This window comes from Pseudomonas sp. DE0010, from assembly GCF_007680745.1.
Classification (GTDB): domain Bacteria; phylum Pseudomonadota; class Gammaproteobacteria; order Pseudomonadales; family Pseudomonadaceae; genus Aquipseudomonas; species Aquipseudomonas parafulva_B.
In genome coordinates this window covers 30,889-55,893 of the sequence record NZ_VEJQ01000005.1, presented here as the reverse complement: position 1 = coordinate 55,893, position 25,005 = coordinate 30,889, and the positions used below count along the sequence as shown (strand labels likewise).

Annotated in this window: 24 protein-coding genes and 1 tRNA gene; 14 read left to right on the top strand and 11 right to left on the bottom strand. The window is 61.5% G+C overall.

Features of this window, described 5'->3' with window-relative positions; genetic code table 11:
* Positions 1 to 6: 6 nt before the first annotated feature.
* From leuC to FS767_RS05495, 6 genes are all read right to left on the bottom strand, one after another.
* Positions 7 to 1,410, bottom strand: coding sequence for a 3-isopropylmalate dehydratase large subunit (leuC, locus tag FS767_RS05520; RefSeq protein ID WP_144964497.1), 1,404 nt, complete (start codon positions 1,408 to 1,410; stop codon positions 7 to 9).
* A gap of 191 nt (positions 1,411 to 1,601) precedes the next feature.
* Positions 1,602 to 2,933 (bottom strand): MFS transporter, encoded by a 1,332-nt coding sequence (locus FS767_RS05515; protein WP_144964496.1) that lies wholly within the window; start codon positions 2,931 to 2,933, stop codon positions 1,602 to 1,604.
* Positions 2,934 to 3,019: 86 nt separating this feature from the next.
* Positions 3,020 to 3,955: a hydroxymethylglutaryl-CoA lyase gene (locus FS767_RS05510; RefSeq protein WP_144964495.1), complete on the bottom strand. Its 936-nt coding sequence runs from the start codon at positions 3,953 to 3,955 to the stop codon at positions 3,020 to 3,022.
* Positions 3,952 to 5,142 carry a CaiB/BaiF CoA-transferase family protein gene (locus tag FS767_RS05505; protein WP_144964494.1) on the bottom strand — a complete coding sequence of 397 codons (1,191 nt, stop codon included), beginning with the start codon at positions 5,140 to 5,142 and terminating at the stop codon, positions 3,952 to 3,954. The genes FS767_RS05510 and FS767_RS05505 overlap by 4 nt, the downstream gene beginning before the upstream one ends.
* A 107-nt stretch (positions 5,143 to 5,249) precedes the next feature.
* Positions 5,250 to 6,158, bottom strand: coding sequence for a LysR substrate-binding domain-containing protein (locus FS767_RS05500; protein ID WP_144964493.1), 909 nt, complete (start codon positions 6,156 to 6,158; stop codon positions 5,250 to 5,252).
* Between the two features lie 161 nt (positions 6,159 to 6,319).
* Positions 6,320 to 6,407: transfer RNA gene (locus tag FS767_RS05495), tRNA-Ser, on the bottom strand.
* A 133-nt stretch (positions 6,408 to 6,540) separates the two neighbouring features.
* Here FS767_RS05495 and FS767_RS05490 point away from each other — a divergent pair.
* The 8 genes from FS767_RS05490 (at position 6,541) to FS767_RS05455 (ending at position 12,324) form a co-directional block, all read left to right on the top strand.
* A complete protein-coding gene (locus FS767_RS05490) occupies positions 6,541 to 7,212 on the top strand; it encodes a Bax inhibitor-1/YccA family protein (RefSeq protein WP_023534840.1) in 672 nt (223 codons plus the stop codon).
* A gap of 228 nt (positions 7,213 to 7,440) precedes the next feature.
* Positions 7,441 to 8,820 carry a nucleobase:cation symporter-2 family protein gene (locus tag FS767_RS05485; RefSeq protein ID WP_058603443.1) on the top strand — a complete coding sequence of 460 codons (1,380 nt, stop codon included), beginning with the start codon at positions 7,441 to 7,443 and terminating at the stop codon, positions 8,818 to 8,820.
* 68 nt (positions 8,821 to 8,888) lie between these two features.
* The gene (tusD, locus tag FS767_RS05480; RefSeq protein WP_058637907.1) at positions 8,889 to 9,281 is read left to right on the top strand and encodes a sulfurtransferase complex subunit TusD; all 393 of its coding nucleotides are present in this window, start codon (positions 8,889 to 8,891) and stop codon (positions 9,279 to 9,281) included.
* Positions 9,282 to 9,641, top strand: a complete 360-nt coding sequence (gene tusC / locus FS767_RS05475; RefSeq protein WP_144964492.1) for a sulfurtransferase complex subunit TusC — start codon at positions 9,282 to 9,284, stop codon at positions 9,639 to 9,641.
* Complete coding sequence (gene tusB, locus FS767_RS05470; protein ID WP_058603446.1) at positions 9,641 to 9,937, top strand: sulfurtransferase complex subunit TusB; 297 nt, start codon at positions 9,641 to 9,643, stop codon at positions 9,935 to 9,937. Before tusC ends, tusB begins: the two co-directional genes overlap by 1 nt.
* Positions 9,934 to 10,269, top strand: coding sequence for a TusE/DsrC/DsvC family sulfur relay protein (locus FS767_RS05465; RefSeq protein ID WP_144964491.1), 336 nt, complete (start codon positions 9,934 to 9,936; stop codon positions 10,267 to 10,269). The genes tusB and FS767_RS05465 overlap by 4 nt, the downstream gene beginning before the upstream one ends.
* Positions 10,266 to 11,267, top strand: coding sequence for a glycosyl transferase family protein (locus tag FS767_RS05460; RefSeq protein WP_144964490.1), 1,002 nt, complete (start codon positions 10,266 to 10,268; stop codon positions 11,265 to 11,267). The genes FS767_RS05465 and FS767_RS05460 overlap by 4 nt, the downstream gene beginning before the upstream one ends.
* Positions 11,268 to 11,361: 94 nt before the next feature.
* Positions 11,362 to 12,324 carry a glutathione S-transferase family protein gene (locus FS767_RS05455; RefSeq protein ID WP_144964489.1) on the top strand — a complete coding sequence of 321 codons (963 nt, stop codon included), beginning with the start codon at positions 11,362 to 11,364 and terminating at the stop codon, positions 12,322 to 12,324.
* A 27-nt stretch (positions 12,325 to 12,351) separates the two neighbouring features.
* Here FS767_RS05455 and FS767_RS05450 read toward each other — a convergent pair whose 3' ends face one another.
* Together FS767_RS05450 and FS767_RS05445 are read right to left on the bottom strand one after the other, a co-directional pair.
* A complete protein-coding gene (locus tag FS767_RS05450; protein ID WP_058603450.1) occupies positions 12,352 to 13,134 on the bottom strand; it encodes an SDR family NAD(P)-dependent oxidoreductase in 783 nt (260 codons plus the stop codon).
* Between the two features lie 87 nt (positions 13,135 to 13,221).
* Positions 13,222 to 14,253 carry a sigma-54-dependent Fis family transcriptional regulator gene (locus tag FS767_RS05445; protein ID WP_144964488.1) on the bottom strand — a complete coding sequence of 344 codons (1,032 nt, stop codon included), beginning with the start codon at positions 14,251 to 14,253 and terminating at the stop codon, positions 13,222 to 13,224.
* Between the two features lie 158 nt (positions 14,254 to 14,411).
* Here FS767_RS05445 and FS767_RS05440 point away from each other — a divergent pair, with 158 nt between their 5' ends.
* Positions 14,412 to 15,335 carry a LysR family transcriptional regulator gene (locus FS767_RS05440; RefSeq protein ID WP_058637914.1) on the top strand — a complete coding sequence of 308 codons (924 nt, stop codon included), beginning with the start codon at positions 14,412 to 14,414 and terminating at the stop codon, positions 15,333 to 15,335.
* 329 nt (positions 15,336 to 15,664) lie between these two features.
* Here FS767_RS05440 and FS767_RS05435 read toward each other — a convergent pair whose 3' ends face one another.
* Genes FS767_RS05435 through FS767_RS05425 form a run of 3 tightly spaced genes read right to left on the bottom strand, consistent with a single transcriptional unit; the run spans position 15,665 to position 19,380 of the window.
* Complete coding sequence (locus FS767_RS05435; protein WP_058603452.1) at positions 15,665 to 16,456, bottom strand: SDR family NAD(P)-dependent oxidoreductase; 792 nt, start codon at positions 16,454 to 16,456, stop codon at positions 15,665 to 15,667.
* 12 nt (positions 16,457 to 16,468) lie between these two features.
* The gene (locus tag FS767_RS05430; protein WP_058603453.1) at positions 16,469 to 18,349 is read right to left on the bottom strand and encodes a TRAP transporter large permease subunit; all 1,881 of its coding nucleotides are present in this window, start codon (positions 18,347 to 18,349) and stop codon (positions 16,469 to 16,471) included.
* A complete protein-coding gene (locus tag FS767_RS05425; RefSeq protein WP_144964487.1) occupies positions 18,349 to 19,380 on the bottom strand; it encodes a TRAP transporter substrate-binding protein in 1,032 nt (343 codons plus the stop codon). The genes FS767_RS05430 and FS767_RS05425 overlap by 1 nt, the downstream gene beginning before the upstream one ends.
* A gap of 388 nt (positions 19,381 to 19,768) precedes the next feature.
* On the opposite strand from FS767_RS05425, the gene FS767_RS05420 reads away from it, so the two are divergent.
* The 5 genes from FS767_RS05420 (at position 19,769) to FS767_RS05400 (ending at position 24,849) form a co-directional block, all read left to right on the top strand.
* A complete protein-coding gene (locus FS767_RS05420; RefSeq protein ID WP_144964486.1) occupies positions 19,769 to 20,938 on the top strand; it encodes an acetyl-CoA acetyltransferase in 1,170 nt (389 codons plus the stop codon).
* Complete coding sequence (locus FS767_RS05415; RefSeq protein WP_218571726.1) at positions 20,935 to 22,515, top strand: acyl-CoA synthetase; 1,581 nt, start codon at positions 20,935 to 20,937, stop codon at positions 22,513 to 22,515. Before FS767_RS05420 ends, FS767_RS05415 begins: the two co-directional genes overlap by 4 nt.
* Positions 22,512 to 23,063, top strand: coding sequence for a hypothetical protein (locus FS767_RS05410; protein ID WP_144964485.1), 552 nt, complete (start codon positions 22,512 to 22,514; stop codon positions 23,061 to 23,063). The genes FS767_RS05415 and FS767_RS05410 overlap by 4 nt, the downstream gene beginning before the upstream one ends.
* Positions 23,060 to 23,458, top strand: coding sequence for a PPC domain-containing DNA-binding protein (locus FS767_RS05405; protein ID WP_144964484.1), 399 nt, complete (start codon positions 23,060 to 23,062; stop codon positions 23,456 to 23,458). The genes FS767_RS05410 and FS767_RS05405 overlap by 4 nt, the downstream gene beginning before the upstream one ends.
* Positions 23,459 to 23,523: 65 nt before the next feature.
* A complete protein-coding gene (locus FS767_RS05400; RefSeq protein WP_144964483.1) occupies positions 23,524 to 24,849 on the top strand; it encodes an OprD family porin in 1,326 nt (441 codons plus the stop codon).
* Positions 24,850 to 25,005 lie beyond the last annotated feature (156 nt).

Below are 25,005 nucleotides of genomic sequence, written 5' to 3'. Positions count from 1 at the left end.
GACGGCCTAGAGACCTCCGACATCGACGAAATGACCGGCAATGGCGGCGGCGGCGGCCATTGCCGGACTGACAAGGTGGGTACGTCCACCGGGCCCCTGACGACCCTCAAAGTTACGATTCGAGGTGGAGGCGCAGCGCTCACCGGCCGTCAACCTGTCCTCGTTCATTCCCAGACACATCGAGCAGCCAGCATCGCGCCATTCAAAACCGGCTTCAATGAAAACCCGGTCAAGCCCTTCGGACTCCGCTTGCGATTTGATCAAACCCGAACCCGGCACTACCAGCGCTTGCTTAATGGAGGGGGCAACCTTCTGTCCAGCCACGATAGAGGCAGCCAGTCGAATATCTTCGATTCGAGCGTTGGTACACGAGCCGATAAAGATTTTATCCAAGTGGATATCCCGTATTGCCGTACCCGGTTGCAAATCCATGTACTTCAACGCGCGGTCGATGCCTTGCCGTTTGACCGGATCAGGCTCCTCTTGCGGTGATGGGACGCACCCATCTATGTCCACGACCATTTCTGGAGAAGTCCCCCAGGTCACATGAGGTCTGACCGCGGTCGCATCCATGCGAATTTCAGCATCGAACACCGCGCCGGTGTCGCTGCGCAATGTGCGCCAGTAACGCTCGGCGTCATCCCATCGCGAGCCAGTTGGCGCCATTGGCTTGGCTCGAATGTAGGCTGCAGTGGTATCGTCGAATGCCACCATGGCACACCGCGCACCCGCCTCGATGGCTAGGTTGCAAAGCGTCATCCGTGCTTCCATCGTCATGCGTTCGACCGTAGCACCCGCGAATTCGATGGCGTAGCCGGTAGCCCCCGCGGTGCCAATCTTCCCGATCAGCGCCAACGCGATATCCTTCGACGTCGTGAAGGGACGAAGTTGTCCTTCTAGAATGACGCGCAGGGTCTTGAGCTTTTTCATTGAAAGGCATTGCGTTGCCAGCACATGCTCGATTTCCGAGGTGCCGATTCCAAACGCCAGCGCGGCAAAGGCCCCATGGGTCGTCGTGTGGGAGTCGCCGCACACGATCGACATGCCAGGAAGGGTTAAGCCTTGTTCAGGGCCAACGACATGAAGGATGCCTTGGCGATGATCGTCCATGCCAAAGAGCGTGATGTTGAATTCTGAACAGTTTCGCTCCAGTGCATCGACCTGGCGCCGTGCAATAGCATCGGTAATGCCTTTATGGCGATCGACGGTGGGAACATTATGATCCGCCGTGGCCAGGACAGAACTTTCACGCCACGGCCGAAGCCCATTCATTCGCAGTGCGTCGAATGCCTGCGGGCTGGTAACTTCATTGATCAATTGAAGATCAATATAGAGCAATGTGCGTCCATCACCCGTATCAAGCACTGCGTGACGACGCCACAGTTTCTCAAAAAGTGTAATCGGGGTCATTCTACATCTCTCACATGGAGTCAGCGAACCCGGTTCCGTCCTCGGCCCTGCGGGGGGATAGGTGAAACGAAACCGGACACGCAGACGCGGGAAGTACGTAAGGGTGCCTCTACTGAGAAACCGACCTTTTCGTACTGAAATAGAATCGGGTACTGAGCTGCCAAGTCATTGCGGGTTGGCGCTAAAAACCTTCACTTTTTATCCGACGTCCTCAGGCTCTGCGGCAGCGCCCAGATAAGCAGCGCGGCGGCAATCAAGCAGGTAGTACCGATCAGATAAAGCGCCGGGGTGGTGCTGCCGGTCATGTCTTTTATGAAACCGACCATCACCGGGCTGACGATGCCACCCACCTGTCCCATTGTGTTGATCAGCGCAATCCCTGCGGCAGCGCCGGCCCCTGCCCCGGCCAGCAATTTGGGTGGAAGCGACCAGAACGTGGGAATGGCGGCAATGATGCCTGCACCCAACAACGCCAGAGAGATGGTGAGGTACAGGACATGTGCTTCGAAGAAACCCGCGCTGAAGAAGCCAACCGAGCCGATCACGACCAAGGCGCACACAAATTTTCTTCGCTCACCGGTGGCATCGGACAACCGCCCTACCAACACCATGCTGATCGCGCCGCACACGTACGGCACCGCCGTCAGCAAGCCGATGGTTGTAGCACTTTCGATACCAGCGCTGCGGATGAGCTGCGGAGCCCAGAAGTTCAGACCGTATGAAGCGACCTGGATCAGGAAGTAGATGAATGCCAGCATCAGGAACCCTGGAAGGCGCAGCGCCGTCAGCAGAGACCCTTCATGGGTGTTCACTGCATGGCTCGCGATTCGGCTGGCAAGATAAGACTTCTCCTGCGCACTCAACCAACTGGCGTCACTGATGCGGTCTTTCATTGTGACCAACACCACCAGCCCCAGGGCAATGCAGGGAAGGCCGCCCAACAGGAAAAGCCAGTGCCAACCACGCATATCGAACAGCCCATCCATGTGCCCAAGCACCAAGCCGGAAACAGGAGCGCCAATCAGCCCTGCAAAAGCCGACGCCAAGAACAGCATGGAGGTAATACGGCCTCGATAGTGCTGCGGGAACCAAAGCGTAAGGTAATAAAGGACGCCAGGCGCGAAGCCTGCTTCCATGGCGCCGATCAAGAAACGCAGTAGGTAAAATTGCCATTCTGCCGTCACGAAGATCATCAGCGCCGTTGCCAATCCCCAGGACATCATGATCCTGGCAATCCAGCGCCGCGCGCCGACCTTATATAACATCATGTTGCTTGGAACTTCGAACAAGACATAGCCTACAACAAAAAGGCCCGCCCCGAGCCCATAGGCAGTGTCGCTCAAGCTAAGATCCGCTTGGAGCTGAAACTTCGCAAAACTGATGTTGATACGATCAAAGAATGCAAACAGATAACAAATCATGATCAGCGGCATCAGGCGCCATGCAACTTTCGATATCAACTTCTTTTCGTCGATGACGGCACTCGTAATGCCGTCATCCGGCACAGAAACGGAAATAGACATTTGAAATTCTCCAGGCGAGCTTCGCGAACAGTAAGCTCTGATTGTTTTTGTTATCTGGCGAGCGACGGTAGTCGCTTGGTCAGGGATCAGCCGAAACGTGGAGGCAAGGGGTGAAGGTCACAATTTCGGCCTGCCTTCGCCACTTGTCCCGGCATCTCGTGGCCCAGCAGGGCAGGCAACGAGCGGGACAACGTGAGCAGGTGCGCAAGGTCAATACCTGTGTCGATTCCGACTTCATCACAAAGGTTGACCAAATCTTCGGTGCATATGTTTCCTGAAGCACCGGGTGCGAAAGGACAGCCGCCAAGCCCGCCCAACGAAGCATCGAAGCGGCGCGCGCCGGCCTCATAGGCTGCCAACACATTGCTCAAGCCAAGGCCTCGTGTGTTGTGAAAGTGCAGGGTCAGCTGTGATGCAGGCACCTGAGTCAGCACCCTGCTCACGAGCCGGTGGACCTGGCGGGGGTTGGCCATGCCCGTTGTGTCCGCCAGGGTAATGCCTTGCATGTCGAGGGCTTGGTAAGCATCAATCAGGCGCATCACGACATCTTCATCGATGCGGCCCTCGAAGGGACAACCGAACGTTGTCGCCACTGTGCCGTTCAAGCTGATCGAGCTGCCTTGCACGAGCGAAACCACCTCGTTGAAAGCAACCAGTGACTGCGCTGGCGTCATGCGCATGTTGGCCATGTTGTGGCTTTGGCTGGCTGACAATACCAAGTTCAACTCGTCAGCATTGGACGCTATGGCTCGCTGGGCCCCTTTCAGGTTGGGAACAAGCGCCACATAAATCACACCCGGTCGACGCGCTATCCCCTGGAATACCGCTTCCCCATCACGCAGCGCAGGAATGGCCTTGGGAGATACGAACGAGCCGGCTTCAATGCGAGTGAAACCACAGACGGAGAGCTCGTCAATCAGCTTGATCTTGTCTGCCGTCTCGACCCAGGTTGGTTCGATCTGCAGACCATCACGGGGCGAGACTTCTTGGACGACAAGTCGCTCGGAGTAGTTTGTGATCATTGCACCACCCCCTCGTCCTTCAGGCGTTGAATGGCCTCATCAGGCAATCCCAAGCCTCCAAGAACAGACTGGGTATGTTGCCCAAGGCCAGGGCCCTGCCACTTGACACCCCCTGGGGTGTCCGACAGCTTTGGCACGATCCCAGGCATTTTGACCATCGTTCCATCGGGCAGCTGCGCATTCAAAATCATGTCGCGTGCCTGATAGTGTGGGTCGGCTACGATGTCTGCTGCGCTATAGATTCGCCCCGCAGGCACTTCTGCTTTTTCCAGGGCTTGAAGGACAGCCTCGATCGGCAGCTTGGAACTCCACTGGGTGATCGCTTCATCCAGCAGCTCACAGTGGGCAGCTCGACCATCGTTGTGTTCGAACCTTGGGTCGCTTGCCAGATCTGGCCGGCCAATTGCAGCCATCAGGCGCTTGTAGATCGGATCGCTGTTGCCGGCGATCACAACATAGCCCTGGTCCGCCGTCGGGTAGGTATTGGAAGGCGCAATGCCCGGCAAGGCGCCTCCGCTACGTTCGCGAACATGCCCAAGCATGTCGTACTCCGGTATCAGGCTTTCCATGACGTTGAATACGCTTTCTGCAAGAGACACATCCACGACCTGTCCATCACCTTGACAGGTCTTGACACGCAGTACGGACATCAACGCACCGATGACCGCGTGCATCGAGGCCAGCGAGTCCCCCAGGCTTACCCCTACACGTGCCGGTGGAACGCCAGGCGTACCCGTGGTGTAGCGGATACCACCCATGGCCTCACCGATGGCACCAAAGCCGGGCCGATCTTTGTAGGGCCCCGACTGTCCATAGCCCGAAATACGCACCAGGGTCAGCTTTGGATTGAGCGCATGGAGCACGTCCCACCCAAGGCCGAGTTTTTCCAGCGCCCCAGGCCGCAGGTTCTCGATCAGAACGTCAGCGGTTTCGACCAACTGCTTGACGATGTCGATGCCAGCGGCTGACTTCAGGTTCAGGGCGATGGACTTCTTGTTCCTCGATTGCAGGTACCACCACAGCGACGTCCCCTCGTGCAGTTTTCGCCATTTACGAAGAGGGTCTCCCTGCCCCAGCGACTCGATCTTGATTACCTCGGCGCCGAACTCGGCCAACATGCGGGCAGCGAACGGGGCAGCGATAAGCGTACCGATCTCGATCACCCGAAGTCCGTTGAGAGCAGTCATGGTGCAACCTCTGTTTCTTGGAATTTGTACCAAGACTAGGGGTTCACGCTGAGCGAACGCCAACGGTATATAGGAAAGTGTCGTTCGCGTTTCGCGAACGGCTGATCCTAGCGTGGCTGTTGCAGATGGTCGAACAGCAGTTGGCTGACGGGTGACAAGGCTTCTCGCTCACGCACCAGCAATACCAAGGTTCGGTCGGCCCACTCGTCGCTCAGTTGCACAGCCGTCAGGCCCAGTCCTCGGCCAAAAAGCTCGAAGGCCTTCAGTGGCAAGATGCCGATGCCCATGTCGGCTTGCACCATACGGCACATGGCGTCAAAACCAGGCACATGAATGCGTAGACGAAGGGGTTGCCCCAAAGCCTTTGCTGCCACATGGATTCGATTATTGATGGAGCTGGCCGAATGCAGCCCTATGTGGTCAAACATCAGCGTTTCAAGAAAATCGACCTGATCATGCTCTGCCAGCGGGTGGTCACTGCGGGTTACCACCACCAGTCGATCATGCCGATAGGGGACCGTGTACAGGCCCTGGCTGTCGCTGTCCATCGAACAGATACCCAGGTCCGCGACGCCGTCGATGATCCCCTGTACAACGCCATCGCTTGGGCGCTCCTCCAAATCCACCTTTACCTGCGAGTGGCGCAGGACAAAATCATGCAGATCTTCGGGCAGAAACTGAATGATCGCAGACAGGTTCGCGAGCATCCGCACATAGCCCCTGAGCCCCTGCAAGTGTTCACCCACCTCGATGCCGACTTTCTCGACTTCCGTGAGGATGCGTCGAGCGTGGTGCAACAATGTCTCACCCGCGGCAGTCAGATCCATGCCTTTGGCTGTGCGGGAGTAAAGCGGGACACCCAGCGCCTCCTCCAACTCCATCAGGCGCTTGCTGGCGGCCGATACCGCAATGGCCTCCCTTGCGGCTGCGCGCGTCAGCGTTCCTTCTTCATGAACAGCGACGAAGAGCTGCAGAGTGATCAGGTCCAAACGTCGGATCAGTTGCTTGTGAAGCATTAGGTTTACCCTGCTCATCGGCTGCGACAAGATCAGGCCCGACGTTCAGCGCATCCAGTTACGAGCGGAGATAAATCCGTCGAAGCCGACCTGATGAAAGGGGATGCAAAATAGACGGGCACAAAAAAGCCCTGATAAATCAGGGCTTTGATGAAGAATAGTGGCGGAAGCGTAGAGATTCGAACTCTAGGATAGTTGCCCATCGACGGTTTTCAAGACCGTTGCCTTAAACCACTCGGCCACGCTTCCAGCTGCTTTGCGGCCGCCATAATACCGGAATGAAACACGCTGTCAAACTCTCTGTGTCGCGGGTTGCAGGAGCTCTGGTAGACTCCTACCATCTTCGACGTTTCATATCACAGGTTCACCAAGGAGTGTCGCCATGCGCGAACAGGATTATGCCGTACACCACGGCCAGCAGGTCGAGCAGCAGGAGATCAGCAAGGTCCTGCGCAACACGTACAGCCTGCTGGCACTTACCCTCGCATTCAGCGGCCTGATGGCCTTCATCTCACAACAGATGCGGTTCGCCTACCCGAACGTGTTCGTCGTGCTGATCGGCTTCTATGGCTTGTTCTTCCTCACCGCCAAGCTGCGCGACTCGGTATGGGGCCTGGTTTCCACCTTCGCCCTCACCGGTTTCATGGGCTTCATTCTCGGCCCTATCCTCAATCGCTACCTGGGTATGAGCGGCGGCGCCGAAGTGGTCAGTTCCGCCTTTGCCATGACGGCGCTGGTATTCGGTGGCCTGTCGGCCTACGTGCTGATCACCCGCAAGGACATGAGCTTCCTCAGCGGCTTCATTACCGCCGGCTTCTTCGTCCTGCTGGGTGCGGTCGTGGCCAGCTTCTTCTTCCAGATCAGCGGCCTGCAACTGGCCATCAGCGCCGGCTTCGTGCTGTTCTCGTCGGTGTGCATCCTGTTCCAGACCAGCGCCATCATCCACGGTGGTGAACGCAACTACATCATGGCGACCATCAGCTTGTACGTTTCGATCTACAACCTGTTCATCAGCCTGCTGCAGCTGTTCGGCATCATGGGTCGTGACGACTGATCCAACGTTGTGTCCAAAGAAGCCCGCTTACGCGGGCTTTTTTTTTGCCTGCGGTTTTTACCGAACATACACGGTCTCAAAGCGGTACAGCGCCCAGACTTATTGACCTAAAAGTCAGGTAACAAAGGCGATGATCGTCGAACAGGCGGCTAACCGGTATTCCCCTACCGCATTCCCTATTCTGCCCGTAGAATGCGCTCCTTTTTTATAGACGGGCAGCGCTGCGCAATGAGCTCACAGGAACACAGCCCAGGTGCAACAGCGCCTGACAATGAACTGGTACTGGGTCTGGAAGACAAGCCACGGCTGCTCATCGGCTTGCTGGCAGCACTGCAACACCTGCTGGCGATCATTGTGCCGATCGTCACCCCTGGCCTGCTGATCTGCCAGGCACTGGGCGTCTCTGCCCGCGATACCAACCTGATCGTGTCCATGTCCCTGGTCATCTCCGGCATCGCCACCTTCATCCAGTGCAAACGCTTCGGCCCTTTCGGTGCCGGCTTGCTGATCGTGCAAGGCACCAGCTTCAACTTCGTCGGCCCGCTGATTGCCGGCGGGGCCTTGATGGTCAAGCAAGGCACGCCTGTGGAAGGCGTCATGGCCGCCATTTTCGGCGTAGTCATCGCAGGCTCTTTCGTCGAGATGGGCGTGTCTCGCATCCTGCCCTTCGTCAAACGGCTGATCACTCCGCTGGTGACCGGCATCGTGGTGCTGATGATTGGCCTGACGCTGATCAAGGTCGGCCTGATCAGCATGGGCGGTGGTTTTGGCGCCATGGCCAACGGGACCTTTGCCAACGGCGAAAACCTGCTGCTGTCAGGCGTGGTGCTGGCGATCATCGTCATCCTCAACCGCATACCGGTGGTCTGGCTGCGCAGTTGCGCCATCGTCATCGCGCTGGCGGCGGGCTATGCCCTGGCCGGCTATCTGGGCCGCCTGGACTTCACCGGCATGCACGAGGCGGCGCTGTTCCAAGTGCCGACACCCTTGCACTTTGGCCTCGGTTTTTCCTGGGCACTGTTCATCCCGATGCTGGTGATCTACCTGGTGACCTCTCTGGAAGCCATCGGTGATGTAACCGCCACCAGCAAGGTCTCGCGCCAGCCCGTGGAAGGCCCGGTGTGGATGCAGCGCATCAAGGGTGGCGTGCTGGTCAACGGCGCCAACTCACTGCTGGCTGGCGTGTTCAATACGTTCCCAAGCTCGATCTTCGCCCAGAACAACGGCGTCATTCAGCTGACCGGTATCGCCAGCCGTCACATCGGCGTATGGATTGCGGGGATGCTGATACTGCTGGGCTTGTTCCCAAGCGTTGCCGGGGTGATTCAGGCGGTTCCAGAGCCTGTGCTGGGCGGCGCGGCCATGGTCATGTTCGGCGCAGTGGCAGCCTCGGGTATCAATATCCTGGCCAGCACCCGGCTCGATCGCCGCGCCTTGTTGATCATCGCCGTATCGCTGGCCTTGGGCCTGGGCGTGGCGCAGGTACCCGAATTCCTTGCCCATATGCCAGCGGCGATTCGCAACGTGATGGAGTCAGGAGTTGCTACCGGAGGCATCTGTGCCTTGGTACTCAACTGGTTCCTGCCCGAGGGCAAGGAAAAGGCCTGACTACCACAGGCCTGCAGCAGCCAGGCCTTTTTGTTTATCATGGCGCGATTCCATAGCACGAGTTCGCCATGAAATTTGCTATCGCGGTGTTTTCCCCCGCACAGGCACCCGCTTCGCGCCGGGCGCTGCGCTTTGCCGAGGCAGCGCTGGCTGCCGGGCACGGCATCACCCGCTTGTTCTTCTACCAGGACGGGGTGCATAGTGCATCGTCCAACGTGGTAGCCCCTCAGGACGAACAGGACATTGCGCAGCAATGGCGCACGTTCGTTCAGGCCAATCAGCTCGATGCAGTGGTGTGCATCGCCGCCGCCCTGCGTCGTGGCGTACTGGACGAACGCGAAGCCAGCCGCTATCAACGGCCTGCCGTGAATCTGCAGCAACCCTGGGAACTGTCCGGGCTTGGTCAGTTGCATGAAGCGGCGCAAACGGCCGACCGGCTGATCTGCTTTGGAGGCGACTGAATGGCCAAGTCCATGTTGATCATCAGTCGCCAGGCGCCCTGGAGCGGGCTGTCTGCCCGCGAAGCGCTGGATATCGTCCTGGCCGGCGGCGCCTTCGATCTGCCGCTGGGCGTGCTGTTCCTGGACGATGGCGTGTTCCAGCTGGCCTGCGACCAGCACCCCACCGCCCTTGAGCAGAAAAACCTGGCTGCCAACCTGCAGGCACTGCCCATGTTCGGCGTAGACGCGTTGTATGCCTGTGGCCACAGCCTGGGACGGCGCGGCATGACGCACGCAAGCCTTGGCCTGCCGGTAGAGGTACTTGACGATGCGCAGCTTGCGGCTTTGATCGCACAGTTCGACGAAGTGGTGACGCTCTGATGACAACCTTGCATGTAATAGCCCACTCCCCGTTTGGTGACGAACGCCTTCACAGCTGCCTGCGCTTGCTCGGCAGCGAAGACGCCGTGCTGCTGTGTGGCGATGCGGTCTACGCCCTGCTCCCAGGCAGCGAGCCGTTGCGTTTGCTGGAGCAGGCCCAGTTAATCGGTCGCCTTTATGCACTGGAAGAAGACATTCAGGCCAGGGCCATTGCGCCCTCGCTGGCAACGACGGTCGACTACCCAGGCTTCGTTGCGCTGTCCCTGCACCATGACAAGGTCAACAGCTGGTTATGAACACGCTCGATATCGAAGGCAAGGCCATTGCTCTGGACAAGGACGGCTTTCTGGTCAACCTTGAGGATTGGTCACCGGCCACCGCGCAAGGCCTGGCCACCCGCGAAGGCATTGACCTGACGCCTGACCACTGGGAAATCCTGTCAGTGCTGCGCGCGTTCTACCAGGAGTATCAGCTCTCGCCCGCCACGCGCCCCCTGATCAAATACGCAGCGCTCAACCTGGGCCCGGAAAAGGGCAACAGCGCCCATCTCAATCGCCTGTTCAATGGCACTCCCGCCAAACTTGCCGCCAAGCTGGCGGGCCTGCCCAAGCCGACCAATTGCATATGACCAGCCTACGCCCGCTTACCCTGGAAACCCCCGCTGAACACCCCTTCGCCGAGTACGTGCGCATCCTCGGCAAAGGCAAGCGTGGCGCGCGCGGCCTGACACGCGAAGAAGCCCGCGCCGCCATGACCTTGGTGCTTGAGGGTAAAGTCGAAGACGCGCAGCTGGGCGCCTTTCTCATGCTGCTACGGCACAAGGAAGAAAGCGCAGAAGAGCTCGCCGGCTTCACCGAAGCGCTGCGCGCGCACCTGCAAGCGCCTGCCATTGCCGTGGACATCGACTGGCCGAGCTATGCCGGCAAGAAGCGCCATCTGCCCTGGTACCTGTTGGCCGCCAAGTGCCTGGCCGGCAATGGGGTGCGTATCCTGATGCACGGTGGCGGTGCGCACACCGCAGGCCGCCTGTACAGCGAGCAACTGCTCGCGCTGCTGCACATTCCCCTGTGCCGCGGTTGGCAGGCCGTCAGTGAGGCCCTGGAACAGCACCACCTGGCCTTTTTCCCACTGCAGGACTGGGCGCCTGAACTTCAGCGCATGATCGACCTGCGGAACATTCTGGGCCTGCGCTCGCCGATCCACTCCCTCGCACGGGTGCTGAACCCGCTCGGCGCACGCTGTGGCCTGCAGAGCATCTTCCACCCGGGTTACCAGGCCGTACACCGCGAGGCCAGTCGCTTGTTGGGCGATCATGCGATCGTGATCAAGGGTGATGGTGGCGAAATCGAGGTGAACCCGGATGTGACCAGCCATCTCTACGGCACCACTGACGGCAAGGCCTGGGACGAAGAATGGCCTGCGCTGAGCGAGCGGCGCCACGTCAAGCCGGCAGCGCTTGAGCCTGAGCACATGCTGGCCTTCTGGCGAGGTGAGGTTGAAGACAGCTATGCCCACAAAGCAGTGCTGGCCACCATGGCGCTGGCGCTTCGCGGGTTGGGGCAAGACCGCGAGCAGGCGTTTGCCCGTGCGCAAGCGTGGTGGGCTGACCGCAATCGATCGATTTAACCGATCATACCGCTCCACTCTTTGCGCTATTGGTTCGAACGTCTTTCTCTAGACTGGGCTCCAACGACAAATCGCTTTTGTTAAGGAGCTCATCATGGGCCTGTTGGTCGACGGTCGCTGGCATGACCAGTGGTACGAAAATGGTAAGGACGGCGCGTTCAAGCGTGAGGACTCACAGCGGCGCAACCCATTGCCTGCCGCTGAGCCGGGGCGTTACCACCTGTATGTATCGCTGGCCTGCCCCTGGGCTCATCGCACCCTGATCATGCGCGCGCTCAAAGGCCTCGAGCCGCTGATCGACGTGTCGGTGGTCAGCTGGTTGATGCAAGGTGACGGCTGGACCTTCGACCGCCAGAACGGCTCTTCGGGCGATCACCTCGACGGGCTCCAGTACCTGCACCAGCGCTACACCCAGGACGACCCTCACTACACCGGGCGCGTGACCGTACCGGTGCTGTGGGACAAACAAGAGAACCGCATCGTCAACAACGAGTCGGCGCAGATCGTGCGGATCTTCAACCATGACTTCAATTCGCTGACCGGCAACCTGCTCGACTTCTACCCGCAACCGTTGCGAGCGGACATCGACGCCTTGAACGAACGCATTTATCCGGCGATCAACAACGGCGTTTACCGCGCCGGCTTCGCGACGACACAACAGGCCTACGAAGCGGCCTTCGACGAGGTGTTCAGCGAATGGGATCACCTCGAAGATGTGCTTAGCCGACACCGCTACCTGGCAGGCGAGTACCTCACCGAGGCCGACGTACGCCTGTTCACCACGGCGGTGCGCTTCGATGCCGTTTATCACGGCCATTTCAAGTGCAACCTGCGCCGCCTAAGCGACTATCCCAACCTGACCCACTGGCTGCGCGAGGTGTATCAATGGCCAGGGGTAGCCGACACGGTGAACATGCAGCACATCCAGAATCACTACTACCTCAGCCACACCACCATCAACCCCAACGGCATCGTGCCAAAGGGGCCGCTTTTGGACTTCAGCCTCCCCCATGATCGCGCTCGCTTGCCCGGCAAGGGTATATGGGGTGGTAGCTGAACTAGCCTGTGCCCTGCCCAGACCGAATCAGTCGCGCATGAACCCGCCATCGACGTCCATGATCTCGCCGGTCACGAACCCGGCCTCTCGCGAGGCCAGGAAGCATACGGCGGCGGCGATGTCGCGGGGCGTGCCGGCGCGGCCAAGCGGCATCTGTGCGAGCACTTCGGCCCTGGCCTGAGGCGCCAGCGCGCTGGTCATCTCGGTGTCGGTCAGTGCCGGCGACACGGCGTTGACGGTGATGGCATAGGGGCCGGCTTCTCGCGCCAGTCCTTTGGTCAAGGCGATCACCGCGCCCTTGGCCGCCGCGTAGCAGCTATTACCCAGCAAGCCACCCCCACGCTTGCCCGCCACCGATGCGATATTGATGATGCGCCCGCTCTGGCGCGCCATCATGCCCGGCAGCACGGCCTTGGCGCAGAAAAACACGCTGTTCAGGTCAATGGCCATCACCCGGTTCCATTCCGCGGTGGTGACCTCCAGCAAAGGGCCAGTCGAGACGATGCCTGCGTTGTTGACCAGGATGTCGACCCCTCCCAACAAGGCTTCCACTTGGTTCACCATGGCCTGAACCTGAACCTCATCGGCAACATCCGCTCCCACGCCAACCGCCTCGATCCCGGCTTCTCGCAACCGAGCCGCAGCCGCCTCGGCAGCCTCGGCATCCAAATCGCACACCCCTACTCGGGCACCGGCCTGGCCCAGTGCCGTGGCGATCGCATGACCAATGCCACGGGCGGCGCCCGTTACTAGGGCCGTGCGGCCGGTCAGGGTGAAATTGAGTGCAGCATGCACAACGGGAGTGCTCATGGTCGTCATCCATCGAAAATGGCCGCAGCCAGGCGCGCCTGCTCATTGTTAGCAGGCGGTCGTCAAAGGTACTGGAGGGTCAGGGCATCACGCGGTGCCGCAGGCGCCGAGCGCCAACTGCTCCTTGAGCGGGGGAATGTCCAGCCGGCGCATCACCCGGTACAACGAGGGCCGGCAGATCCCCAGAACGCGGGCCGCCGCCGACATGTTCCAGCGGCAGCTCTGCAAGGCCTGTAACACGTCACTGCGCTCATCGCCTGAAGGCGCTGCCCGGCGGATGGGCGTGATGTTGGCAGGCAACGCAGCCGGGGTCTGGCACTGCTCGATGAAGTCCAGCGGCAGATCGCTGCGCAGCATGCGCGGGCCTTCCATCACGGCGCAGGCGTAACGCACGACCGCCCGCATCTGGCGCAGATTCCCCGGCCAGGAGTGGGCCATCAGCAAGCTCCACACCTGCGCCAGTACCTGGCGTGGATCACAGCCTGGCAGTTCATGGGCCACCATGTTGCACAACAACTCGCCACGGTCCTGGCGCTCGCGCAGCGGCGGTAACTGCACCACGCCCGTGGCGATGCGATAGAACAGGTCCTCGCGGAAACTGCCCTCGGCAACCCGTGCCGAGAGGTCCTGGTGTGTCGCGCAGACCAGCGCGAAGTTGACTGGGATGCTGCGCTCGGCACCCAGGGGCGTTACCTCACGTTCGGCAATCACCCGTAGCAGGCGCGTCTGTTGTTCCAGGGGCATGTCGCCGATTTCATCGAGAAACAGCACGCCGCCATCGGCTTGCTGAACCTTGCCTTTCTTGCCGCCCGGTAAAGCACCCGAGAACGCCCCGCGGCTATAGCCGAACAGCTCGCTTTCGATGAGGGTTTCGGGAATGGACGCGCAATTGAGCGCCACCAGTTGTGCACCGCGGCGTTGACTGTGCGCGTGCAGGGCGCGGGCGAGGATTTCCTTGCCGGTACCGGTCTCCCCGCGGATCAGTACGGCAATGCCACGCTCCATTAGCCGCAAGGCCCGGTTAAAGGCCTGACGCACCACAGGGTCACTGTCTTGAGCGATGTTGCACGCCTCCACGACGGGTTGGGGCGCACGAACGGCAGGGTTACAAGCGGTCATTAGCGTCACCTTTTTCTTGTTCTATAGCTTTTGACTATGTCGACTGGCGGGCTTGTGACGCCGCCTCGGCCGAATGACGTTGCACGGTTCACATTAGGGAGGCGCAGTTATATTTTCCAATACATAATCATGCATCGACTGATACCTTCGAGAGCATCATGATCGAGCTCAGGCATCTGCAGTATTTCCGCACGCTGGCCGAAACCCTTCACTTCGGCCGAGCGGCCGAGCGCCTGCATATTTCACAGCCACCGCTGTCGCGGCAAATTGCGCTTCTGGAGGAAGAGCTAGGGGTCAAGCTGTTCGACCGCTCCCGGCGCAGGGTCGAGCTGACGGAGGCCGGCCAGCGCTTCTACCTTGATACCGGGACGGTGTTCGCAGCCTTCGAGCAAGCCAAGCGCAATGCACTGGCCGCCGCGCGCGGTGCGGCGGGGGCACTTTCCGTGGGGTTCATGATGTCCACCGCCTACAGCATCACACCGGCGATCACCCGCCGTTATGCCGCGCTGTTCCCCCAGGTGAACTTGAAGTTGACCGAGACGCTGCCACTGGACCTGGCCCAGGACATTACCAGTGGCAACAAGGATGTAGCGATCATGTACCGGCCTCAGGACTGCACAGGCCTGGAAACCGTCACGCTGTACCGTGAGGAAATGACCCTGGTACTGCCGCCCGGCCACCGCCTGGCCGAGCAAACCGTCGTGGAGCCACGTGAGCTTGCCGGTGAAACCTTCATCATCGTGCCACGGCGTATTGCCCCTGCCCTGCATGACATGATCTGCAACTACTGCCTACAGCATGGAGTCACCCCCAACATCGGCCTTGAGATCAACATGCAGCAGACCATCGTCAACCTGGTGGGCGAAGGCCTGGGGGTAGCGATGGTCCCCCGGTCGATGCGCAACATGCGCCTGGCCAGTACCAGCTTCAGGCCCCTGCGCGAAGCACCGGTGATCGAAGTGGTGGCCGTGTGGAAGGCCGACAATCACAACCCCTGCATCGCCACCTTCGTCGAAACGGCCTTGCAAGCCGGAGAACAGGCGACCCGAGAGGATGAGGCGCAACGCGGTTCAGAGCAGTGAGTATCTGGTCTGGAGGCCGGCGACCTGTGATGTGGGGCTGAAATTCTGGGGCTGCTGTGCGGCCCATCGCGGCGCAAGGCCGCACACAGAGGGGCAAGGCTTCGAGGGGGAAAGCAATACCTGTGAGAGCGAAATTCTGGGGCCGCTGTGCGGCCCATCGCGGCGCAAGGCCGCTCCCACAGGGGGCAAGCTTTCGGGGGGAAAACAATAGCTGTGGGAGCGGCCTCGTGCCGCGATGGGCCGCACAGCGGCCCCAGAATTTCAGCATCCAAACCTGTCGAAACCCGTTCACCGCTACGACCCCGCCACCTCCCCCACGCAGCCCCCGCTCAAATCTCCAGAATCCCGGACGCCATGAACCCCCCATCCACCGGGATCACATGCCCACTGATGTAAGACGCATCATCGGACGCAAGAAACGCTACCGCCCCCGCCATCTCCGCCGGTGTGCCGTAACGGCGCAAAGGCACCGCACGGGCATAGGATTCGCGTGTCGCCGCAGAATGCAGTGCCTGTGTCAAAGGCGTGTCCACCGGGCCCGGGGCAATGCCGTTGACCGTGATGCCATGTTCGGCCAGCTCGATCGCCATCTGCCGAGTCAGGCCGATCACCGCTGCCTTCGACGTGCCATACGCAGTGCGCCCCATGCTCGCCCGCATGCCGCTGATGGAGGCAACGTTGATGATGCGCCCCCACCCGTGCTCGCGCATCACGTGAGCAGCCTGCTGGCTGCACAGCAGTGTGCCGGTCAGGTTGACGTTCATCAGCCGCTGCCAGCCTTCCAGGTCCGTGTCCAGAAACGACTGGGTGCGGGCGATACCGGCATTGTTGACCAGTACATCACAGCGTCCACAGCGTGCACGCAGCTCATCGAACAACGCCGTGATCGACGCTGCGTCACCAATGTCGATCGCCAGCGCCAAGGCATCGATGCCCTGCTCGCGCAACCCCTCCACCCTGAGTTCGGCAGCCTGCAGGTCGATGTCGGCCACCACTACCGTGTGGCCATCATGCCCCAGGCGTTCGGCGATGGCCGCACCGATCCCCATGGCCGCACCGGTGACCAGCGCCACGCGGCCCACGGCAGTTGCAGGCAAAGTCTTTTTTGCAAGTTGGCTCATGTCAGCGCTCTCTTAAAGGAAACCGATGGAAATCCATGGGAAACAGGCAACGATCACCAACGCCACCAGCAACGCCCCGAGGTACCCCCAGACGCGGCGAATGACATGATCGGACGACGTCTTGCTGATGGCGCAGGCAGCGTAGAAACCCACACCCAAGGGCGGTGCGAACAACCCGATGCCCATGGCCAGGATCACGACCATGGCGTAGTGCACCGGGTGAATGCCGAGCATTTCGGCCAGGGGGAACATCAGCGGGCCGAACAGCACGATGGCCGGGATACCCTCCAACACACTGCCCAGAATCAGGAAGGTGAGGATGGTGACCACCATAAAGCCCATCACCCCGCCTGGTATCTCCTCGATCAGTTCCACCAGCGACTGCGAGAAGCCCGACTGCGTCAGCGCCCAGGCCATCGCCGAGGCCATGCCGATGATCAGCAGGATCGCCCCGGACAAGGCCGCCGCTTCCAGCAACATCGGGTACAGCCGGCGCCATTCGATATGGCGCATGAACAGGTGCATCACCAGCCCCACCAGCACCACGTAGGCCACACCAATGGTCGAGACCTCGGTAGCGGTGGCCGCCCCTTCCAGCACCGCCACCCGGATCAGCAACGGCAGCGCCAGGGCCGGCAGGGCAATCAGGAACGTCTTGGCCACGCGGGACAAAGGTGCCCGCGCAATCGCCGGCGCCTCGTCCTTGCGCGAGCGCCACCAGCACACCACCGCAATGGCCAGGGTGGCCACCACCGCAGGCATCAACCCGCCGATGAACAGCGCCGTGATCGACACGCTGCACACCGCACCGATGGTGATCAGCACCAGGCTCGGCGGTATCGTCTCGGTCATCGCCCCCGTGGCCGACAACAGCGCTGCCAGCTCTTCCGGCTTTGAGCCGCGCCGCTTCATTTCAGGAAACAACGCCGGAGCCACTGCGGCCATGTCGGCCACCTTCGACCCTGAAATACCCGACACCAGGAACATCGCCCCCAACAGCACGTACTGCAGACCGCCACGCACGTGCCCCAGCAGCGAAGCCATGAAATCGATCAGCGTGCGGGCCATGCCCGACAATTGCAGCACCACACCCAGCAACACGAACAGCGGCACGGCCAGCAGGACCATGTGGGACATGCCCTCGTCCATGCGGCCGACCACGATCGACAGGGGCGCGTGGGTCGCCAGGGCCAGGTAGGCCATGGTCGCCGTGCCGAACGCAAAGGCGATAGGGATGCCGCCAAACACGCAGGCGCCCAGCAGCACCAGGAAGAACACCACCAGGTTGTAGTTGCCCATCGCTGCCAGTATGGGCTGCGCCAGCCACAAGGCCGCGGCCACCGTGGCCACCACCGCCAGCCCGGCCATGAACTGGCGCACGGTCGAATAGCGGGCCATACGCGCGACGGCCGCCAGCAGCATCAGCACAGCCCCTACCGGCAGCGCTGCAGCACGCACGCCGTCGGGAATCCCCAGCGCCGGTGTGGTGATCCACATCTGTTCATGGGAATGCTGCATGGCCGGCGAGATGATCATCGCCACGAACAGGCAGACGATCAGCGCCGACAAGGTTTCGCTGAATCCGCGCCAAGCCTGCGGCAGCTTGTTGACCAGCGCCGACATGCGCATGTGCTCGCCACGGTCCAACGCCAGCACCGCGCCGAACATGGCTAGCCAGATGAACAGTGACGAGGCCAGTTCGTCGGACCAGACCAACGGGCTATGCAGCACGTAGCGGGCAATCACGCCGGCCAGCAGCACGAAGGTCTCGATCACCATCAGGGCAACCGCGATCACGCCCACCAGGCGCATGGCCCACTGGTTGAGGCAGATGAGCACCCGGGCCGGCAGGCGCTGCGAAACGGTGGAGGCCGGTAGCGCTGGCGCGCGCATCACGCCAGCTTCCCGGCATATTGCTCAAGGATGCTCCAGGCCTGGTCGCCGAACTTGTCGTGCCAATCGGCGTAGTAATTGGCACTGCGCAGCTTGTCGCGAAACGGATCGGCAGGCACCTCGACCAGTTCCAGGCCTTGCCCTTTCAAGGTATCGCGGGTACTGCCTTCGAGCTTGGCCAGGTCCTGGCGTTGACCCATCACCGCCGCGTCGATGTGCTTGCGCAGGATCGCCTGCATATCCGCCGGCAGGCGCCCGATCGAGGCACTGTTGCCGAGCATCCAGAAGCCATCCCACACGTGATTGGTCAGCGAGCAGTACTTCTGCACTTCATACAGCTTGGCCGTCGACACCAGGGTCATGGGGTTCTCCTGCCCTTCGACGATGCGGGTCTGCAAGGCCGAATACACCTCGGCGAAGTTGATGCTGGTCGGCGCAGCATCCAGGGCGCGGAAGATCGACATGATGATCGGGCTAGGCGGAACACGCAGCTTCATGCCGCGCAGGTCGTCTGGGCTTGCGACCGGCCGTGTGCTGGTGGTGGTGACGCGAAAGCCGTTGTCCCACATGTGGTCGAATGCGAACAGAGTGCCGGTCTTGGCGATCTCCGCACGCACATGCTCGCCCAAGGCACCGTCCATGGCGCTCCACACTTGCTGGTAGTCCTTGAACGCAAAGCCCACGGCGCTGATCTGCACCGATGGAACCATGGTGCCCAGGATCACGGGCGAGAGGGAAAACAGATCGACCGCACCGGAGCGCACCTGGGCAAGGGTATCGGTGTCGCTGCCCAGCTGGCTGCTTGGAAACACCTGCACCACCAACGCGCCGTTGGTCTCCTCCTTGATGGCCTTGGCCATGGCCCGAGCACGCACGTTCATGGGGTGGCTGATGGGCAGGTTGTTGGCAAACTTGAGTTTGAAGTCGGCAGCCCGGGCGCCAGTGCTGTACAGGCCCAAGCCGGCAGCGGCGACGGCGGCCGATGCCAGGGAGGCCGTCTTGATGAAGGAACGGCGGGTGAAATCGCTCATGAAGCTCTCCTGACCTATTTGTTCTTATTGATCGAGTGGGATACGGCGATGGTGCAGATGACATTGCAATTGAGGTGCCACACTCAAGCGGGTGCACGGGATAGCGTAGTGGGCATCCACAAAGCGCGCTTAACTGACTGATTTTGAAGTGCTAAATAAAATCTCCCGGGGCGTGGTGCTGCGCCAATGGGCATCTCGGGCCTGCTTGAGGGTGTAACAGGTGTCTCCCTTGAGTGTCGCCTGCCACGTCACTGCGACACCTGTAGCACGTGTTCGCTACCCGCAGCCACCGTCGAACGTGCCACGAATGCGCATGGCAGAGCGCTTGCCGCAGGTCTGGCACCGTTCTTGCCATCGACCTCGCCAACCCCGAGCGAGGATTACTCTCATGCATTCACCCCTCATCAACGGCTGGTACCACGCCCCCTTCGGCAAGTTTCCCGACATCGACCCCGAGCGCATGATGGCTGACGCGGCCCTGGGCGCCCTCAACCACGCAGGGCTCGATGCGCAGCAGATCGATTCGGTACACGTCGGCCACTTCAATGCAGGGTTTCTCTACCAGGACTTTCCATCCGCGCTACTCGCCAATCACTTGCCAGCGCTGCGTTTCACCCCGGCCGTGCGCGTGGAGAACGCCTGTTCCACCGGTTCGGCAGCCATTCACTCGGCCTTGCACGCCGTACTGAGCGGACAATCGCGCCATGCTCTGGTGGTGGGTTTTGAGAAAATGAACAGCCTGCCCACCGCCGAGGTGGGCAAGATCCTGCTCAAGTGCTGCTACACCCCTGAAGAAGCCAACATCGAGAGCGGCTTTGCCGGGGTGTTCGGCAACATCGCCAGCGCCTACTTCGAACGCTACGGTGATCAGTCCGATGCACTGGCCATGATCGCCGCCAAGAACCACGCCAACGGCGCACTCAACCCGTATGCGCACATGCGCCGCGACGTGGGCTACGACTTCTGCCGCACACCTTCGGACAAGAACCCCTTCGTGGCGGGCCCCCTCAAGCGCAGTGACTGCTCGCTGATCAGCGACGGCGCGGCCGCCCTGGTGATCAGCCGGGGCGATCAACCGACCGGGGGCGGTCAAGCCGTTCGTTTTCGCGCGGCCGTCCAGGTCAACGACTACCTGCCATTGTCACGGCGCGACCCCACGGTCTTCGAAGGCGCTGCACGGGCCTGGCAGCAGGCGCTGAGCCAGGCGCGCCTCACACTGGACGACCTGTCCCTGGTGGAGACCCATGACTGCTTCACCATCGCCGAGCTGCTCGAATACGAGGCCATGGGCCTGGCCGAGCGCGGTCAAGGCGCACGGGTGATCGCCGAGGGCGTGAGCCGCAAGGACGGCAGGCTCCCGATAAACCCCTCCGGTGGCCTCAAGTCCAAGGGCCACCCCATTGGTGCGACCGGGGTCTCGATGCACGTGATGGCGGCCATGCAGCTCACCGGCCAGGCCGGCGACATGCAACTGCCGCGCGCAGACCGGGCTGGCGTGTTCAACATGGGCGGGGCGGCCGTGACCAACTACGTGAGCATTCTGGAGAGCGTGCGATGAACGGAATCGACAATGTCATGAACCTGGGGGAGCTACTGGCCCAGGTGGCTCGGCGTTTGCCCGATCTGCCAGGCTTCATTCGCGGCGAGCAACAGGTGTCCTGGCGTCAACTGCTGCACCGTGTAGACAGCGTCGCTGCCGCGCTGCGTGCACGCGGTCTGGGCAAGGGCGACCGCTTGCTGGTGCACTCGCGCAACAACCTGCCGCTATTCGAAAGCGCCTGGGTGGCCTTTCGTCTAGGGATGGTCTGGGTGCCCACCAATGTGCGCATCACCCCCCCTGAAGCTGCCTACCTGGGCAGTTCCAGCGGCGCAGTGGCGATGCTCTACGACGAGGGCTTTGGCCATTACGTGGACGCTGTGCGCCAGGCATCACCGGCACTGCGGACCGTGATTGCCATGGCTGCGCCCCGCGCGGGTGAACTGGCCTATGATGCCCTGCTCGATGAAGGCGCCCCGCTTCAGCCTGGTTTTCGCCCGGCCGAGGTGAACTACAACGATCCGCTGTGGTTCTTCTACACCTCCGGCACCACCGGGCACCCCAAGGCAGGGGTACTGACCCACGGGCAAATGGCGTTCGTGGTCAACAACCACCTGGCCGACCTGATGCCCTGCCTGAGCCAGCAGTCACGCTCGCTGGTGCTGGCCCCCTTGTCCCACGGGGCCGGTATTCATGCACTGGTCAACGTAGCCCGGGGTGCTGCCTGCGTACTCCCTGTCGGGGACCGGCTGGACTGTGACGAGGCCTGGCGCCTGGTGCAGCAGCACCGTATCGACAACCTGTTCACCGTGCCGACCATCGTCAAGATGCTTACCGAAGACCCGGCCGTCAGCCGTTACGATCACAGCAGCCTGCGCTACGTGATCTACGCAGGTGCCCCCATGTACCGCGCCGACCAGTGCCATGCGCTGCGCACTTTGGGGAAAGTGCTGGTGCAGTATTACGGCCTTGGGGAGGTCACCGGCAACATCACGGTGCTGCCCGCCGACTGCCATGATGCCGACGATGGCCCTCAGGCCAAGGTCGGTTCCTGCGGCTACCCACGTACCGGCATGCAGGTGGCCATACTCGATGAACAAGGCCGCGAGCTGCCCACGGGTACGGACGGCGAAATCTGCGTGCGCGGCCCGGCCGTGTTCGCCGGCTACTACGACAACCCCCAGGCCAATGCCGAATGCTTCCGCCATGGCTGGTTCCATACCGGCGATCTGGGGCATGTGGACGAGCACGGTTTCCTGTTCATCACCGGGCGCGCCTCGGACATGTACATCTCCGGCGGCTCGAACGTGTACCCGCGCGAAGTGGAGGAAGCGTTGCTGACGCACCCTGCCGTCACCGAAGTGGCCGTGCTCGGCATGCCGGACGACAAATGGGGCGAATGTGGTTGCGCGGTGATCGTCACCACTGCCCAGGTCAGCGATGACCAATTGCTCGCGCACCTGGAGCCCCGCCTGGCACGCTACAAATGGCCCAAGCATTTTGTGCGCTGGCATGAGATGCCAAAGTCCGGCTACGGCAAGATCGTCAAGAAACACATCCGCACGTTGCTCGAGACCGGCACGGAGCAACCGGCATGACGCCCCATTTCGAACTGCGCGGCGGGGTGCGCCACTTCAACCATGCAGGCCCGGCCCGCCTACCCAGGCTGCTCGACTGTGAAGTCGCGTGCAGCCATGAGTTGCGCGTCGAGCTTGCCCCCGGCAGCCAGGTGGGCGAAAGCCTGCTGTCAGTGCTCGAGCGCTGTCGCTACCAGAGTGCAGTCGGCCGCGTGTTGTGGGGCAGCGCGTGCGCCTTGGCCTACCACCGCATGGTGACCACAAGCGACAGCCAACGCCCTTACGACTACGGCAAGCCCGTGGTGCTTACAGGCCCTGTCACCTTCATCAGTGGTGCATTGACTGTCGGCAGGGATGCCAGCGGCGCCCCGCTGCTGCATTGCCATGCCGGCATGCTCGACAGCCTTGGGCAACAGCACGGCGGGCACCTGGTATTGCAGCGAGTCGTGGTCGGGAGCGAACCCCTGGTGCTGCGGCTATGCCTGTTCGAGCATGTCGCCTACCAGGTACAGCCAGACACCGAGACCCAATTCAACCTGCTGCACCCTGTGCTCAAGGAGGCCTCATGACACCTGCCCTGCCCACCACTACCACGCAGGTCCAGCAAGGCCGTCTCGGGCGGCTGGTAGTCGCCCGCCTAAAGCCAAACGAGGATGTGATCGACAGCGCCGAAGCCCTCTGCGCCAGCCACGGCATCGCCTGCGCCGTGGTCCGTGGCGGGCTGGGCAGCCTGATCGACGGCGAACTGCGTTACCACGGCGAGCACGGCCATCAAGCCATTCATGTACCCGGGCCCGGTATCGAGATCCTCAGCCTGAGCGGTGAGGTCATCGCCGGCCGAAGCCACCTTCAGGCAGTGCTCGCCGACGCCGACGGCAAGCTCTTCGCCGGCTGCCTGCAACGGGGTCGGAACCTGTCCTTCATTACCGTGGAGCTCACCCTGCAAGAGTGGCTGCCGGACTGACTACCCACACTGCAGCACCCTTTGCGCCTGCTCTCTGGGCGCCTATCACCCTCAGGAAGAAAACAATGACAAGAAAGCCCTACGTGCCCCTGTACCTACTCACCTTGACCACCCTGGCCGTTCCGGCTGCCAAGGCGGCCTTCATCGAGGACGGCAAAGCCAACCTGCACCTGCGCAACTACTATTTCAACAACGATTACCGCGACCGCCCCGGCCCTGCCGGCCAAAGCAAGACAGCCGAATGGGCGCAGGGCTTCATGCTCGACTACAAGTCCGGTTTCACCGAAGGCACCGTGGGGTTCGGCGTTGACGCCCTCGGCTTGCTGGGCCTACGCCTGGATGGCGGTGCAGGCAATCACAGAGGCAGTTCGATGATTCCGGATGCTAGCGATGGCAGCGCGGTGGACGAATGGAGTCGCCTGGGCTTGACCGGCAAGGTCCGTTTTTCCCAGACCGAGGCACGCTACGGTACGCTGCAACCGAAACTGCCAATTCTGGTGGCCAACGATGGGCGCTTGCTACCGCAGACCTTCGAAGGCGGGATCGTCACCTCGAAAGAAATCGATGGCCTGACCCTGACCGGAGGCCGCCTGGAGCATACCACCGGCCGGGGCTCGACCAACCGCTCAGGCCTGGCCGTGGCAGGGGGTACACGCGAGAGTAATGCGTTTGTGTTTGCCGGGGCCGATTACCAGCTCACCCCCGCCTTGAAGCTGCAATATTACGGCGCCCAGCTGGAGGATTACTATGTCCAGCATTTTGCGGGGCTCGTGCACACCTGGGCCCTGAGCGACAACCAGTCGCTGACCACCGACCTGCGCTACTTCAAGACCGACGCGGATGGACGCAACGACTCAGCCAGCGGGCGCGCGGCAGGGTATCGCGTCACCGGCCTGGGCGATACCGCAGGCAAGATCGACAATGACACCTGGAGTGCCATGTTCACCTACGCCATAGGTGGCCACTCGGTTTTGCTTGGCCATCAGCGGGTCTCGGACAGTGGCAACTTCGTGCAGATCAACCAGGGCAATACAGGCGAAGGCGCAGCTGGCTCGAGCCTGTATCTGTTCACTGACCGGCTGGTGACCAGTTTCACCCGGGCAGGTGAACGCACCACCTTCGGCCAATACAGCTACAACTTTGCGGCATTGGGCATGCCCGGCCTGATTGCCTCGCTCACCTACCTCAAGGGCACGCACATCCGTACCGCTGCCGGCGGTGACGAGAAGGAATGGGAACGTGACATCGCCCTGGACTATGTGGTGCAGGACGGTGCGCTCAAGGGGCTGGGCTTGAGCTGGCGCAACGGCATGCTGCGCAGTGGGTTGCCCAGCGAGTGGGCACAGGATCAGAACCGGGTGACCGTCAGCTACACCGTGCCGTTGTTCTAGGGCACGGATGTCCGTGTTCACGCAGCCTTGTGTGTGCCCAGCCTTGTGTGTGCTCAGCCTTGTGTGTGCCAAGCCTTGTGTGTGCTCAGCCTTGTGTGGGAGCGGCCTCGCGCCGCGATGGGGCGCGAAGCGGCCCCAGGATTTCAGCGTCGCCGC

Coding starts and splice junctions, on each gene's coding strand:
- FS767_RS05430 (WP_058603453.1), bottom strand. CDS start 18,349: ATGCGCGCGCCAGCGCTACCGGCCTCCACCGTTTCGCAGCGCCTGCCG.
- tusD (WP_058637907.1), top strand. CDS start 8,889: ATGAAATTTGCTATCGCGGTGTTTTCCCCCGCACAGGCACCCGCTTCG.
- FS767_RS05485 (WP_058603443.1), top strand. CDS start 7,441: ATGAGCTCACAGGAACACAGCCCAGGTGCAACAGCGCCTGACAATGAA.
- FS767_RS05510 (WP_144964495.1), bottom strand. CDS start 3,955: ATGATCACAAACTACTCCGAGCGACTTGTCGTCCAAGAAGTCTCGCCC.
- FS767_RS05515 (WP_144964496.1), bottom strand. CDS start 2,933: ATGTCTATTTCCGTTTCTGTGCCGGATGACGGCATTACGAGTGCCGTC.
- FS767_RS05490 (WP_023534840.1), top strand. CDS start 6,541: ATGCGCGAACAGGATTATGCCGTACACCACGGCCAGCAGGTCGAGCAG.
- FS767_RS05440 (WP_058637914.1), top strand. CDS start 14,412: ATGATCGAGCTCAGGCATCTGCAGTATTTCCGCACGCTGGCCGAAACC.
- FS767_RS05455 (WP_144964489.1), top strand. CDS start 11,362: ATGGGCCTGTTGGTCGACGGTCGCTGGCATGACCAGTGGTACGAAAAT.
- FS767_RS05410 (WP_144964485.1), top strand. CDS start 22,512: ATGACGCCCCATTTCGAACTGCGCGGCGGGGTGCGCCACTTCAACCAT.
- tusC (WP_144964492.1), top strand. CDS start 9,282: ATGGCCAAGTCCATGTTGATCATCAGTCGCCAGGCGCCCTGGAGCGGG.
- FS767_RS05500 (WP_144964493.1), bottom strand. CDS start 6,158: ATGCTTCACAAGCAACTGATCCGACGTTTGGACCTGATCACTCTGCAG.
- leuC (WP_144964497.1), bottom strand. CDS start 1,410: ATGACCCCGATTACACTTTTTGAGAAACTGTGGCGTCGTCACGCAGTG.
- FS767_RS05435 (WP_058603452.1), bottom strand. CDS start 16,456: ATGAGCCAACTTGCAAAAAAGACTTTGCCTGCAACTGCCGTGGGCCGC.
- FS767_RS05445 (WP_144964488.1), bottom strand. CDS start 14,253: ATGACCGCTTGTAACCCTGCCGTTCGTGCGCCCCAACCCGTCGTGGAG.
- FS767_RS05505 (WP_144964494.1), bottom strand. CDS start 5,142: ATGACTGCTCTCAACGGACTTCGGGTGATCGAGATCGGTACGCTTATC.
- FS767_RS05415 (WP_218571726.1), top strand. CDS start 20,935: ATGAACGGAATCGACAATGTCATGAACCTGGGGGAGCTACTGGCCCAG.
- FS767_RS05450 (WP_058603450.1), bottom strand. CDS start 13,134: ATGAGCACTCCCGTTGTGCATGCTGCACTCAATTTCACCCTGACCGGC.
- FS767_RS05400 (WP_144964483.1), top strand. CDS start 23,524: ATGACAAGAAAGCCCTACGTGCCCCTGTACCTACTCACCTTGACCACC.
- FS767_RS05465 (WP_144964491.1), top strand. CDS start 9,934: ATGAACACGCTCGATATCGAAGGCAAGGCCATTGCTCTGGACAAGGAC.
- FS767_RS05420 (WP_144964486.1), top strand. CDS start 19,769: ATGCATTCACCCCTCATCAACGGCTGGTACCACGCCCCCTTCGGCAAG.
- FS767_RS05460 (WP_144964490.1), top strand. CDS start 10,266: ATGACCAGCCTACGCCCGCTTACCCTGGAAACCCCCGCTGAACACCCC.
- FS767_RS05405 (WP_144964484.1), top strand. CDS start 23,060: ATGACACCTGCCCTGCCCACCACTACCACGCAGGTCCAGCAAGGCCGT.
- FS767_RS05425 (WP_144964487.1), bottom strand. CDS start 19,380: ATGAGCGATTTCACCCGCCGTTCCTTCATCAAGACGGCCTCCCTGGCA.
- tusB (WP_058603446.1), top strand. CDS start 9,641: ATGACAACCTTGCATGTAATAGCCCACTCCCCGTTTGGTGACGAACGC.